2 protein-coding genes (1 of these 2 only partly in view) are annotated in these 15,319 nt (G+C 75.2%); both read left to right on the top strand.

The window, feature by feature from the left end:
* Positions 1-8,747: the 3' end of a non-ribosomal peptide synthetase gene (locus ASC60_RS30815; protein ID WP_055556717.1), read on the top strand. It extends 14,377 nt beyond the left edge of the window; 8,747 of the gene's 23,124 nt are visible here — the last part of the coding sequence; its start codon lies beyond the left edge, outside the window; its stop codon occupies positions 8,745-8,747.
* Positions 8,744-15,319 (top strand): amino acid adenylation domain-containing protein, encoded by a 6,576-nt coding sequence (locus ASC60_RS30810; protein WP_079038733.1) that lies wholly within the window; start codon positions 8,744-8,746, stop codon positions 15,317-15,319. The genes ASC60_RS30815 and ASC60_RS30810 overlap by 4 nt, the downstream gene beginning before the upstream one ends.

The following is a 15,319-nucleotide window of genomic DNA, read 5'->3' as shown; positions in this document are numbered from 1 at the left end:
AGGCGGGAGCCGCGTATCTGCCACTCGACCCGGACCACCCCGCCGAGCGGCTCCGCTTCCTCCTCGACGACACCCGCGCGGCCTGCGGGCTCACCTTGAGCGCGCTCGCCGCCGACCTGCCCGGCCCGCGTTCGCGGTGGCTCGCCGTCGACGCGCCCGAGGTGGTACGGGCCGCCGGGGAGCAACCGCACAGCGATCCGTCGGACGCCGACCGGACGGCGGCACTGCTTCCCGCACATCCGGCGTACGTCATCCACACCTCGGGCTCGACCGGCCGGCCCAAGGGCGTGCTCGTCGAGCACCGGGCGGTGGCGGCCTACCTGGCGTTCGCCCGCGAGGCATACCCGGGCACGGCCGGGACGGCGCTGCTCCACTCGGCGGTCACCTTCGACCTGACCGTCACGGCCCTGTTCGCGCCGCTCACCGCGGGCGGCCGGGTGCTGACCGGGGACCTGGCGCCTGATACCCCGGCACCCGGGCCGTACACGTTCCTCAAGGTGACACCGAGCCACCTCGCCTCGCTCACCGTCCCGCCCGGGCGGGACGGGACGGTGGCGCCGGTCGCGGACCTGGTCGTCGGCGGTGAGCAGCTCACCGGCGAACTGCTCGCCTCCTGGCGGCGGGAGCAGCCGCAGGCCACGGTGGTCAACGAGTACGGGCCGACCGAGGCGACGGTGGGCTGCGTCACCTACCGGATGCCGCCCGGCGCCGCCGTCCCGGACGGCCCGGTGCCGGTCGGGCGGCCCGCGCCGAACACCCGGGCGTACGTGCTCGACACCGGGCTGCGGCTGGTGCCGCCCGGTGTGACCGGGGAGCTGTATCTGGCCGGGGCGCAGCTCGCGCGCGGCTACCTGAACCGGCCGGGGCTCACGGCGGAGCGGTTCGTCGCCGACCCGTTCGGCGGGCCGGGGGAGCGGATGTACCGCACCGGCGACCTGGCCCGGTGGACCGGGGACGGCCACCTGGTCTTCGCGGGCCGCGCCGACGAGCAGGTCAAGGTGCGGGGACACCGCGTCGAACCGGCGGAGATCGAGGCGGTGCTGTCCCGGCACGAGGCGGTGGCCCGCGCGGCGGTCGTCGCGCGCGAGGACCGGGTGTCCGGCACCCACCTGGTGGCCTACGTCGTCCCGGCGGACAGCCAGCGGCGCGACGGCGAGGCGGTACGGACCCAGCTCGCCGAGTGGCAGGAGGTGTACGACTCCCTCTACGGCGCCGGGCGCGCCGACGCCGAACCGGCTCCGTTCGGCGAGGACTTCGCCGGATGGACCAGCAGCTACGACGGACGTCCGATCCCGGCCGGGCAGATGCGCCGGTGGCGGGACGCCACGGTCGCGCGCATCCGTGAGCTGCGGCCACGCCGGGTGCTGGAGATCGGCGTGGGCAGCGGCCTGCTGCTGGCCCGCCTCGCACCGGACTGCGAGACCTACTGGGGAACCGACATCGCGGCGGACGCCATCGGACGGCTGCGGTCCCAGGTGGCCGCCCGGGAGGACCTGGCCGGGCGGGTGGAGCTGCGCGTCCAGGCCGCCGCGGACGCGGACGGCCTGCCGGCCCGCTCCTTCGACACGGTGGTGATCAACTCGGTCGCCCAGTACTTCCCGGACGCCCGCCATCTCAAGGGTGTGCTCGACACCGCGCTGGGGCTGCTGGCGCCCGGCGGGGCCCTGTTCCTGGGCGACGTGCGCGATCTTCGGCTGCTGCGGTGCCTGCACACGGCGGCGCAGCTGCGCCGCGCGACCCCGTCCGCAGACGGCGCCGTGATACGCCGGGCGGTGGAGCAGGCCATGCTGGTGGAGAAGGAACTGCTGCTGGACCCCGCGTTCTTCACCGCGCTCGCGGCGCGCCGCGACGACATCGCCGGGGTCGATCTCCAGGTGAAGCGCGGTGCCTACGTGAACGAGCTGAGCCGCTACCGGTACGACGCCGTACTCCACAAGCGGCCCGCCACGCCCCTCCCCTTGGAGAACGCCCGCGAACTGCGCTGGGGCCACGACGTCTCCGGCCTGGACGACCTGGAACGGCACGTGGCCGGGCACCACGGGTCCGCGCTGCGGGTGACCGGTGTACCGGACGAGCGGATCGCGGACGAGGCCGCCGCCCTGCGCGCCCTGGACGAGGGCCGGCCGCCTGCCGAACTGTTCGGCCTCCTCGGCGCCGCCGAGCGGTCGTCGGCGCCGGAACTCGGCCCTGACGCCTTCCACGCGCTCGGCGAGCGCACCGGCCACCGGGTCGCGGTGACCCGCTCCGGCGACACCGCCGACCGCCTCGACGTGGTCTTCGCGGACCCGGGAGCCACCGCGCTCGGCGGTGTGCACCGCCCGGCGCCCACCGCCGTCGGCACGCCGCCCGAGGCGTTCGCGAACGACCCGGCGGCCGCGCGGCAGCGGGCCGGACTGGCCGCCACGCTGACCACCGCGCTGCGCGAGCACCTGCCCGCGTACATGGTGCCGGCCGCGGTGACGGTCCTCGGCGAACTCCCCCTGACCGCCCACGGCAAGCTCGACCGGGCGGCGCTCCCCGCGCCGTACCTCGGCTCCGTGACGGGCTCCCGTCCGCCCGCCTCCCCGCGCGAGCGGATGCTGTGCGACCTGTTCGCACAGGTGCTGGGGGTGGCATCGGTCGGCGCCGACGACGACTTCTTCGACCTCGGCGGGCATTCACTGCTGGCCACCCGGCTGATCAGCCGCATCCGCTCCACCCTCGGCACCGAACTGCCCGTGCGCGCCCTGTTCGAGGCGCCCACGGTCGCCGGTCTCGCCGAGCGGCTGGACGAGGCGGAGAGGCGCGGGGACGCGGCCCGGCCGGCGCTGCGGCCCATGCCGAGGCCCGATGTGGTGCCGCTGTCGTTCGCGCAGGCGCGGCTGTGGTTCCTGCACCGGCTGGAGGGGCCGGGCGCGACGTACAACATGCCGGTCGCCCTGCGCCTGCGCGGCGAGGTGGACCGTTCGGCGCTGCGGAACGCGCTCGCGGACGTCGCGGCGCGGCACGAGAGCCTGCGCACCGTGTTCCCCGCGCTCGGCGGTGTGCCCCGGCAGCTCGTCCTGGACCCGGCCGCGGCCCGCCCCGAGCTGATCGTCCGGCACATCGGCGAGGAGGGGCTGCGCGAGGCCCTGCGCGAGGCGGCCCGCTACCCCTTCGACCTCGCGGCCGACCTGCCGCTGCGGGCCGAGCTCTTCGCCGTGGAGAAGCGCGAACACGTCCTGCTGCTGGTGGTGCACCACATCGCCGGGGACGGCTGGTCCATGGCCCCGCTCTCCCGGGACCTCGCCACCGCCTACGCCGCGCGCTGCCGGGGCCGGGCGCCGTCATGGGCGCCGCTGACCGTCGGCTACGTGGACTACACCCTGTGGCAGCGCGCGCTGCTGGGCGACGAGGACGATCCCGGCAGCCGGTTCGCCCAGCAGGTGGCGTACTGGACGAAGGCCCTGGCCGGCCTGCCCGAGCAGCTCGCGCTCCCGGTGGACCGCCCCCGGCCCGCCGTCTCCACGTACCGCGGCGAGATGCTGGGCTTCGACCTCGGCCCCGCCCTGCACCGCCGGCTGGCCGGCCTCGCCCGGGCCGGGGAGGCCAGCTTGTCCATGGTGCTGCACGCCGGTCTGGCCGCCCTGCTGACCCGGCTCGGAGCGGGCACGGACCTGCCGGTCGGCAGCGGGGTCGCCGGGCGGCACGACGAGGCGCTCGACGACGCGGTCGGCCTCTTCGTCAACACCCTGGTGATGCGCACCGACACCTCGGGCGATCCGTCGTTCGCCGAACTGCTCCACCGGGTACGGGAGACGGCGCTGACCGCCTACTCCCACCAGGACGTGCCCTTCGAGCACCTGGTGGAGGTGCTGAACCCGGTCCGGACCCCGAACCGCCATCCGCTGTTCCAGGTGGCCCTCGTCCTGCAGAACACCCCGCAGGCGGGGCTCGCCCTGCCCGGCGTCGAGGTGACGCCCGAGCCGGTGGGCGCCGGCGCCTCGCGGTTCGACTTGTTCTTCAGCGTCACGGAACGTCCCGCGCCGCCCGGAGCGGCCGGTGGCGGATTCGGGGGAGTGCGCGGAACCGTCGAGTACAGCACGGACCTGTTCGACCGGGGGACGGTCGAGGCGATGGTGGCCCGGTGGATCCGGCTGCTGGAGGCGGTCTGCGCCGACCCGGCACTCCCCATCGGCCGGGCCGATCTGCTGACGCCCGCCGAGCGCGTCCGCATGCTGGGCGGCGGGGTCGCCGCCCGGCCGGTCCCGTCTGACTGCCTCCCGGCGCTGTTCGAGCGCCACGTGGCGCGTGCCCCCGGGGCGCCGGCGGTGCTCTCCGGGGACGAGGTGCTGACCTACGGGGAGCTGAACGCCCGTGCCAACCGCCTGGCCCACCTGCTGATCTCCCGGGGCGCCGGCCCCGAGCGGATCGTCGCCCTGGCCTTCCCGCGCTCCGCCGACCTGATCGTGGCGGTCCTCGCGACGCTCAAGACGGGCGCGGCCTACCTACCGCTCGACCTCGGCTACCCGGCCGAGCGCATCGCGTTCATGCTCGACGACGCCCGCCCGGCGCTGCTCCTGACCGGTGGTACCGGCGGCGCCCCGGTGCCCGGCGCCGACGGCCTGCCCAGGCTGGACCTGGACGACGCCGAGGGCCGCTCGCGCGCGGACCTGGCCGCCCGCCCGGCCACCGACCCCGGTGACACCCACCGGGCCTGCCCGCCGACACCCGCGCACCCCGCCTATGTGCTCTACACCTCCGGCTCGACCGGCCTGCCCAAGGGCGTGGTCGTCACCCACGCCGGTGCCGCCGCCCTGGCGGCGTCGCACCGGGAGGCCCTCGGAGCGGGACCGGGCAGCCGGGTCCTGCAGTTCGCCTCGCCGAGCTTCGACGCGGCGTTCTGGGAGCTGTGCATGGCGCTGCTGACCGGTGCGGCACTGGTGGTGGCCCCGGCCGAACGGCTGCTGCCCGGGCCCGACCTCGCCGCGGTGGTGGCCGCACACGACGTGACACACCTGACCGTGCCGCCGGTGGCGCTGGGTGTGATGACGCCCGACCAGCTCGCCCCGGTGATCACCCTGGTGGTCGCGGGGGAGGCCTGCCCGCCCCGGACGGCGGCGGCGTGGAGCAGTGGCCGGCGGATGGTCAACGCCTACGGGCCCACGGAGTCGACGGTCTGCGCCACGATGAGCCCGCCGCTGCCCGGCGACGGCGGGGTCCCGCCCATCGGCACGCCGATCCCCGGCGCACGGGCGTACGTCCTGGACCCGGCCCTGCGCCCAGTGCCGCCGGGCGTGACCGGCGAGCTGTACCTGGCAGGGGCGGGCCTGGCCCGTGGCTACCACCGGCGGCCCGGCCTGACCGCCGAACGGTTCGCCGCCGACCCGTTCGGCGCGCCGGGAACCCGGATGTACCGCACCGGGGACCTCGCCCGCTGGAACGCCGCGGGGCAGCTGGAGTTCGCCGGACGGGCGGACGAGCAGGTGAAGGTCCGGGGCCACCGGATCGAACTCGGCGAGGTCGAGGCCGCGATGGCGAGCCACCCGGGCGTCGCCCAGGCCGTCGCGGCGGCCCGCGAGGACGGCCCCGGCGGAACCCGCCTCGTCGGCTACGTGGTCCCGGCGGCGGACACCGGGGCCGGCCAGGAGAACGGGACGCCCGTGAAGTCCGGGGCCGCCGTCGGCGAGTGGCGACGGCTCTACGACACGCTCTACGCGGGATCGGAGCCCGCCCCGTTCGGCGAGGACTTCACCGGCTGGAACAGCGCTTACGACGGGAAACCGATCCCGGTCGCGCAGATGCGGCAGTGGCGGGACGCGACCGTCGCACGCATCCGCGCACTGGGCCTGCCCGGCAGGGCCCCCGGCACCGGACGCGTCCTGGAGATCGGCGTCGGCCGGGGCCTGATCCTCGCCCCGCTCGCCGCCGAGTGTGCGGAGTACTGGGGCACCGACGTGTCCGCGGCCGCCGTCGAAGCCCTGGCCGCGCAGGTCGCCGACGAACCCGGCATCGCCCACCGGGTGGTCCTCCGGGCCCAGCCCGCCGACGACTTCACCGGACTTCCGCAAGGCCACTTCGACACCGTCGTGCTCAACTCGGTGGCCCAGTACTTCCCGGACACCGCCTACCTGACCGACGTGATCGGCGGCGCGATGAGGCTGCTCGCGCCGGGCGGCGCCCTGTTCCTCGGCGACATCCGCAACCTGCGCCTCCTGCCGTCGTTGCGGGCGGCCACCGGAAGCACCGCCCCGGAGCGGGAACTGCTGGTCGACCCGGACTTCTTCCCCGCCCTGGCCGCGGTCGTGCCCGAGATCGGCGCGGTGGACGTCCGCCTCAAGCGCGGCCGCTACCACAACGAGCTGACCCGGTACCGCTACGACGTTGTGCTCCACCGTGTGCCGCTCGCCACCCCGGCCCGGTCGTTCGACGACGCGCCCGTGCTGCGCTGGCAGGAGGTGGCCGGAGGCGCGGCGGGATGCGCGGCGCTGCTGGAGGAGCGCCGGCCCCGGCGGCTGCGCGTCACCGGGATCCCCAACGCCCGGCTGGCGGGGGACGGAGCCGTGGACCCGGAAACACTGTGCGAACTGGGCGAGCGGCTCGGGTACTGGGTGGCCGTCACCTGGTCGGGCGCGGTCGACACATCCGACACATCCGACGCGGCCGACGAGGGTCGCTTCGACGCGGTGTTCGCCGACGCGGATACCGCGACTGGCCCCGCCACCACCGGGATCTACCTGCCAGTGGTCGCCATGGCGGCTGCGGACGCGTCGTCGCTGGGAGCCTTCACCAACGACCCGGTGCCGACGCCACCGGTGGCCCTGGGCGCCTCGGTGCGCGCCCGGCTGCGGGAGAGGCTGCCGGAGTACCTGGTGCCCTCGGCCGTCGTCACCATCGACGCGCTGCCGTTGACGCCCAGCGGAAAGGTCGACCGCAGGGCGCTGCCCGCACCCGAGACCCCCGGCACCCCGGCGGGCCGCCCGCCGGTGACCGCGCGGGAGCGGCTGCTGTGCGACATCTTCGCGGATGTCCTCGGGCGGTCGTCCGTCGGCATCGACGACGACTTCTTCGAGCTCGGCGGCGACAGCATCGTCTCCATCCAGGTGGTCAGCCGGGCCCGGGCCGCCGGGGTGATGATCGCCCCGCAGGACGTGTTCCGCCACAAGACCGTGGCGGCGCTGGCCACCGTCGCCGGGACGCCCGACGCGGCACCCTCCCCGGACGGGCAGCCACGGGCGGGCATCGGCGCGGTACCGCTGACACCGGCCCTGCACGCCCTGCGGGAACGTAGCGCCGACCCCGGCACCGGATACGAGGCGATGGCCGTGGAGGTCCCGGCCGGGCTGGACGCGGAACGGCTGGAGGCGGCCGTGCAAGCGGTCCTGGACCACCACGACATGCTGCGGGCGCGCCTGACCCGTATCCCCGGCCAGGGCCGGGACGAGTGGCTGATGGAGGTAGCGCCGCCCGGAACGGTCCGAGCCGCGGACTGCCTCCACCGGGCCGCCACCGAGCCGGCCGGCACCGGGCCGGCCGACGTCGGCTTGGCCGACGCCGGGCCGAACGGGGCCGAGCCGGGCGGGGCCGGGGCGGTGGTGCGGGACGCGGCGGCCCGCCTCGCGCCGGAGGCCGGGGTGATGGTCCAGGCTGTCTGGTGGGAGGCCGGTCCCGGCCGGGCCGGGCGGCTTTCGCTGCTGCTGCACCACCTCGTGGCGGACGCGGAGTCCTGGCGGATTCTGCTCGCCGACGTGGTCGCGGCCTGCGACGCGACCGCCGTGGGCCGCCGCCCCGAACTCGCCCCGGTCGGCACCTCGTTCCGGCGCTGGGCCCAGCATCTGCGCACCCGGGCGCAGGACGCCGCACGGGTCGCGGAGATGCCCCGCTGGACCGCGATCCTCGCCGGGCCGGACGCGCCGGGGGAGGCCGACGGGCAACCAGCGGCAGGGGCCGGGACGCTGACCGTCACCCTGTCTGCGGAGCGTACCGAGCCGCTTCTCACCAGCGTGCCGAAGGTCTTCCACGCCGACACCGAGGACGTGCTGCTGACCGCGTTCGCGCTGGCGGTGGCCGACTGGCGGCGCCGCCGGGACAGCCCGGATCCGCGGGGGGACTCCGTCACGGCCGACATCCGGCGGCCCGGCCGGGAACACATCGCCGAGGGCATCGATCCGTCCCGTACCGTGGGCCGCTTCACCGCCACCCATCCGGTCCGCCTGGACCTGAGCGGTCTGGACCCGCGCGAGATGTGGGACGGCGGGCCCGCCGCCGGGACGGCGCTCAAGCGGGTCAAGGAGGAGCTGAGGTCCTTGCCGGACGGCGGTCTGGGATTCGGCCTGCTGCGCCACCTCAACCCTGGCACCGCGTCCGCCCTCGCCGAACAGCCCTCGCCACGGGTGGCGTTCCACTACCTCGGGTGGCTCCCGCAGGTCCCGTCCGGCACCTGGCCGGATGAGCGCGGCCTGCCGCCGGAGTACCAGGCCGAGCTGAGGGTGGCCGTCGTGGATCGTCCGGACAGCAAGGACAGCAAGGACAGCAAGGACAGCAAGGACAGCAAGGACAGCAAGGACGGCCCGCGGCTGACCGCGACCTGGGCCTGGCCCCGCGCGCTGCTGACCGAGGCCGCCGTGCGCGACCTGGCCGACGCCTTCACCCGCGCCCTGGGCGCCCTGGCCGCCCACGCCGACCGGCCCGACGCCGGTGGCCGCACTGTGTCCGACGTACCGCTGGTCCGGATGAGTCAGGACAAGCTCGAACAACTCGAAGCCGCATGGAGGAGAAGAACACGATGACGCGGGCGGAAGCACAAGCGGAGCTGGAAGACATCCTGCCGCTGGCACCGCTGCAGGAGGGGCTGCTCTTCCACGCGCTCTACGACGGGGCGGCGCTCGACCTCTACACCGTGCAGAGCGCCTTCGACCTGGACGGTGCCCTCGACGCCGGTGCGCTGCGCGCCGCCGCGTCGGCCCTGCTCCGCCGCCATGCGAGCCTGCGGGCCGGTTTCTGGCACGAGGGCCTGGACGAGCCGGTGCAGATCATCCCGCGCGAGGTGGAACCGCCGTGGCAGGAGCACGACCTCGGCGCGGTGGAACCCGGTCGGCAAGAGGCGGAGGCGGAGCGGCTCGCCGCGCACGGCCGGCTCCGTCGCTTCGATCCGGCCGACCCGCCCCTGCTACGGTTCACGCTCATCCGGTTCGGGCCCGCCCGGCACCGGTTCCTGGTCACCGCCCATCACTTGGTGGTGGACGGGTGGTCCACGCAGTTGCTGTTGGACGAACTGCTCCAGCTCTACACGCGCGGCGGCCGGGAGGAGGGGATGCCCCCGGCGGCCCGGTACCGCGACTACCTGGCCTGGCTGGCGGGCCAGGACCGGGCGGCCGCCGAGGACGTGTGGCGCGATGTGCTGAAGGGCGTCGACGAGCCCACCAGGGTCGCGCCGGCCGACCCGTCCCGGGCGCCCGGCTTGCCCGGGCAGGTGCTGCGCGACCTGCCCGACGACCTCACCTCGGCGCTGGACGGCCTCGCCCGCCGCCAGGGACTGACCTTGAACACGGTGTTCCTGGGCGCTTGGGCGGTCGTGCTCGGCCAGCTGACCGGCCGGAACGACGTGGTGTTCGGCACCACGGTCTCCGGCCGCCCGCCCCAGGTGCCGGGGGCCGAGAAGATGATCGGCCTGTTCGCCAACACGCTGCCCGTCCGGGTCCGGCTCACTCCGGCCGAGCCGCTGTCCCTGATGCTGGCTCGCCTGCAACGGGACCAGACGCGCCTGATGGACTGCCAGCACGTCGGACTGTCCGGCATCCAGCGCACCCTGGGCTCGGGCGAGCTGTTCGACACGGCCACCGTGTTCGAGAACCTTCCGGCTGGAAACGCCGGAACCGGGAACGACGGACTCGCCGCCGCTGCGCTCGGCAGTGGGCTGCGGGTGACCGCGGGCCCGAGCCACGGCGTCACCCACTATCCGCTCAACTTCATGGTGATGCCGGGCGGACCGCTGCGGCTGCGCCTGGACCACCAGACCGATCTGTTCGACCGGGAGGCCGCCGAGGCGATCCTGGGCCGGGTGGTCCGGGTCCTCCGGACGGCGGCCTCGGATCCGGATCTGCGGCTCGGCGCCCTGGACCTGCTGGCCCCGGCGGAGCGGAACCGGGTCCTGGTGGAGTGGAACGGCACGGTCGGCGAGGCCCCGGCCGCGCTGGTGCCGGAGTGCTTCGAGGCGCAGGCCGCGCGGACCCCGGACGCGGTGGCCGTGGTCGCCGGCGGGGCGCGGTGGACGTTCGCGGAACTGGACGCGCGGGCGGACCGGCTCGCGCGCCGGCTGACCGGCCGCGGCGTCGGACCCGATGTCCTGGTCGGGCTGTGCGTGCGCCGGTCGGCCGCGATGATCGCCGCCGTGCTGGGCGTATGGAAGGCGGGCGGGGTGTGCGTGCCGCTGGATCCCGGCTACCCGGCGGAGCGATTGGCGTTCATGCTCTCCGACGCGGCCGTGCCCGTGGTGGTGACCGAGCGCCCGCTGACCGGACGCCTCGACGGCGGCGGGGCGGACGTCGTACTGCTGGACGCGGACGGGCCCCTGGACGCGGACGGGTCCCTGGACGCGGACGGGTCCCTGGACGCCCACGGACCGGTCCGGCCCCCACTGCCGCCGCTGCACGGAGACCACGCGGCGTACGTCGTCTACACTTCCGGCTCGACCGGCGTGCCCAAGGGCGTCGTGGTGACCCACGCGGGCCTGGCGAACCTGTGCGCCAGCCACCGCGAGCTGGTCTACGCCCCGGCGGCGGCGAAGGTGGACGTCACGGACGGGCGGCGGCTGCGGGTGGCGCACACCGCCTCACTGTCGTTCGACGCGAGCATGGGCCAGTTGCTCGGCCTCGTGGCCGGTCACGAACTGCACGTCGTGGACGACGAGACCCGCCGCGACCCCGCCGCGCTGCTGGCTCACGTACGCGCCCAGGGCATCGACTACCTGGGCGTCGCACCGTCGCTGCTGCGCGAACTGGCCGGGCTGGGGATGCTGGAGGGCCCCGGGCACCGGCCGGGGGTGATCCTCCTCGGAGCGGAGGCCACGGGCGCCGCGCTGTGGGAGACGCTGCGGGAACACCCGGACACCGAGGTGCACAACTACTACGCGCCCAGCGAATGCACGGTGGACGCCGTCGGTGCCCGGGTCCGCGACCATCCCCGGCCGGTGATCGGCCGGCCGATCCGGAACACGCGGGTCTATGTGCTCGACGCGCAGCTGCGCCCCGTGCCACCCGGTGTGGTCGGGGAGATCTACCTGTCCGGCGCGCAGCTCGCCCGCGGCTACCTGAACCGGCCGGGGCTGACCGCCGAGCGGTTCGTGGCCGATCCGTACGGGCCGCCGGGGACGCGGATGTACCGGACCGGCGACCTGGCCCGCTGGACCGCCGCCGGACTGCTGGAGTTCGCCGGGCGGGCGGATGATCAGGTGAAGCTGCGCGGGTTCCGGATCGAGCTGGGCGAGGTGGAGGCCGTACTGGCGCGGCATGCCACGGTCGGGCACGCGGTGGCCGTGGTGCGCGAGGACCGGCCCGGCGACCAGCGGCTGACCGCGTACGTGGTGCCCGCGTCCGGGACCCGGGCGCACCCGGACGAACTGCGGGAACACACCTCCGCCGCGCTGCCCGAGTTCATGGTGCCGTCCACGATCGTCGTGCTCGACGCGCTGCCGCTGACCCCGAGCGGCAAGGTGGCGCGCCGGGACCTCCCCGCCCCGGCGTCCGGTGGGGCAGGGGCCGTCGGCCGGGAGCCCCGCGGCCACGCGGAAGAGATCCTTCGCGGCCTGTTCGCCGAAGTGCTCGGCGTCCCCGGGGCCGGGGTCGACGACGGCTTCTTCGCCCTCGGCGGGCACTCGCTGCTGGCGACCCGGCTGGTGTCGCGCATCCGCACGGCGCTCGGCGCGGAACTCGCCGTACGCGATGTGTTCGAGGCCCCGACCGTGGCCGGGCTCGCGGCCCGGCTCGGCAGGGCGCCCCGGGGCGGGCGGCGACGGCCGCCGCTGCGCGCCGCCGAACGCCCCGCCGAACTGCCCCTGTCCTTCGCACAGGCGAGGCTGTGGTTCCTCCACTGGCTGGACCCGGCGTCGGCCACCTACACCATGCCGTACGCGCTGCGCCTGACCGGCGACCTCGACATCGCCGCCCTGCACGCCGCCCTGAACGACGTGGTGGCCCGGCACGAGGTGCTGCGCACCCTCTACCCGGACACCGGGGGTGTGCCGCGCCAGCACATCCTGGACCCCGCCGACGCGACGGTCGGACTGCCCGTCCGCCCGGTCGGGGAGGACGCGCTCGCCGGGGCGCTCGCGGACGCCGCCGCGCACCCGTTCGACCTGACAGCCGAACCACCTCTGCGCGCCGAGCTGTTCACACCCGGCCCGGACGAGCACGTCCTGCTGCTCGTCCTCCACCACATCGCCGGGGACGCGTGGTCCAACCGCGCGCTCGTCCGTGACCTGTCCGGCGCCTACGCCGCCCGGCGCGCCGGACGGGCCCCGTCCTTCGCGCCGCTGTCCGCGCAGTACGCCGACTACGCCCTGTGGCAGCGGCGGTTCCTCGGCGACGAGGACGACCCGGACAGCGTGCTGTCCCGTCAGCTCGCCCACTGGCGTCGGACGCTGGAGGGGCTGCCCGTCGAACTGGAGCTGCGGCGGGACCGGCCGCGATCGGCGGAGGCGGGCTCCCGCGCCGAGACGGTGGAGCTGCGGGTGGGCCCGGACCTCCACGCCCGGCTCGCCGAGCTGGCGCGCACGGGCGACGCGAGCCTGTTCATGGTCCTGTCCGCGGCGCTGGCGGCACTGCTCACCCGTGACGGGGCGGGCACCGACATCCCGATCGGCACCCCGGTCGCGGGTCGCACCGACGACGCCCTCGACGATCTCGTCGGATGCTTCGTCAACACGCTGGTGCTGCGCACCGACACCAGCGGGGACCCGAGCTTCGCCGAGCTGCTGGAGCGGGTACGGCAGGCCGGACTCGCCGCCTACGCCCACCAGGACCTGCCCTTCGAGCGGCTGGTCGAGGCGCTGAACCCGGTCCGCTCGGTGGCCCGGCACCCGGTGTTCCAGGTGATGCTGGCCCTCCAGCACGCCGGGGACCTGTCCTTCGACCTTCCCGGCCTGCGCTGCCGGGCCGAGGAGATGGCATCGCGGTCGGCCAAGTTCGACCTGCTGTTCCGGCTGACCGAGGGCTCCACCGGCACCCCCAAGGGGGTGGTCGTCCCGCACGCCGCCGTGGTGAACCGGGTGCTCGGCATGGCGGCCCAGTACGCGCTGGGCCCCTCCGACATCGTGCTCCACAAGGCGCCGGCCGCGTTCGACGCCTCCGTATGGGAGTTCTTCTGGCCCCTGACCACCGGCGCGCGAATCGTGGTCGCCGAACCGGAGGGGCACCGGGACCCGGTGTACCTGGCGTCGGTGATCCGCGAGCACGCGGTGACGACCGTGCACTTCGTCCCGTCCATGCTGCGGGCCTTCCTCGACGAGCCCGCCGCGGCCGGATGCACCGGCCTGCGGCAGGTGCTGACCGGCGGGGAGCCGCTCCCGGCGGACCTGCGGGACCGCGCCCAGCGCGTACTGGGCGCGGAACTGCACCATCTGTACGGGCCGACGGAAACCGCCATCCACGCCACGTCCTGGACCTGTGAACCGCGCCCGGAAGCCGCGGACACGGGCCGCCGCCCGGTGCCGATCGGCCGGCCGGTGCGGAACGTACGCGCCTATGTGCTGGACGCGGGCCTCGGCCCGGTGCCGCCCGGGGTGACGGGGGAGCTGTACCTGGCCGGTGTCCAGCTCGCCCGCGGCTATCTGAACCGGCGCGACCTCACGGCCGAGCGATTCGTGGCCTGCCCGTTCGGCGCGCCGGGGGAGCGGATGTACCGGACGGGGGACCTCGTGCGGTGGACCGGGGACGGGGTCCTGGAGTTCGCCGGCCGGGCCGACCAGCAGGTCAAGATCCGCGGCTTCCGTATCGAACCCGGCGAGGTCGAGGCCGTGCTGACCCGGCACGCGACCGTCGCCCAGGCCGCGGTCGTGGCCCGCGAGGACCGGCCCGGACAGCGGCGGCTGGTGGCGTACGTGGTCGCGGCACCGGGCGCCGAGCCGCGCCCGGCGGACCTGCGGGGCCACGTCGCCGCGACGCTGCCGGAGTTCATGGTCCCGGCCACGGTGGTCGTGCTGGACACGTTCCCCCTGACGTCCAGCGGCAAGTTGGACCGGCGTGCCCTGCCCGAACCGGGCTCCGGCCCCCACCCCGCCGGGCGGCCCGCCCGCACACCCGAGGAGGAGATCCTCTGCGGGCTGTTCGCCGACATCCTCGGCGTGACCGGCACCGGGATCGACGACGACTTCTTCGAACTCGGCGGGGACTCGCTGGCCGCGATCCGGCTGGTGAGCCGGATCCGGGACACGATGAGCCTGGATCTGTCGGTCCGGGACCTGTTCACGGCGCCCACGGTGAGCGGCCTCATGGAAAGGCTGCGCCTGGGAGTGTCGGACGACGCGTTCGACGTCCTGCTCCCGCTGCGGGCCACCGGTGGCCGTCCGCCCTTGTTCTGCCTGCCCCCGGGCGGCGGCCTGAGCTGGTGCTACACCGGACTGCTGCGGCATCTGGGGCCGGACCGGCCGGTGTACGGGCTGCAGGCCCGCGGACTCGCGCGGCCCGAGGCGTACCCGGCGACGATGGACGACCTGGCCTCCGACTACGTCGAGCAGATCCGCTCGGTACAGCCCACCGGCCCCTACCACCTCCTCGGCTGGTCGTTCGGCGGCCTCGCCGCCCACGCGATCGCGGTCCGCCTCCAGGAGGAGGGCGACGAAGTGTCCTTCCTCGCCCTGCTCGACGCCTACCCCCGGGACCCCGGAGCCCCGGTCGGGACCGTGGACGAATCCGACGTGGCGGAGATCCTGTCGACCCTGCTCGACTTCGCCGGCCATGACCGGGACACCGGCGAGCCCTTGAGCATCGACGACGCCGTCGAGATCCTGCGGCGGAGCGGCGGACCCCTCGCGGACCTGGAGGAACGACGCGTCACGGCGCTGACCGAGGTCTACGCCAACCACAGAAGGCTCTCGGCCGCGTACCTGCCCGGCCGGTTCGACGGAAACCTTCTGCACTTCACGGCGACCGTCGACCGGCCCGATGGAATGCCCACCGCGGCCGCCTGGGGGCCAAGGGTCACCGGGGAGGTGGAGCGGTACGCCGTGGACTGCACCCACCACGAGATGTGCCGGGCCGAACCACTGGCCCGGATCGGCCGCGTGCTGGCCGAAAGGCTCGGCAGCGAGGACACCACGACGAGGCCGGGGCCTGAGCCGGTGGCGTCCACGCGCATCGGATCGTGA

Source organism: Streptomyces sp. NBRC 110028 (assembly GCF_001417735.1).
Classification (GTDB): domain Bacteria; phylum Actinomycetota; class Actinomycetes; order Streptomycetales; family Streptomycetaceae; genus Streptomyces.
This window is presented reverse-complemented; position numbering and strand designations above follow the sequence as displayed.

Excerpts from the sequence above, each read along its gene's own strand:
- ASC60_RS30810 (WP_079038733.1), top strand. The coding sequence starts at position 8,744 with ATGACGCGGGCGGAAGCACAAGCGGAGCTGGAAGACATCCTGCCGCTG.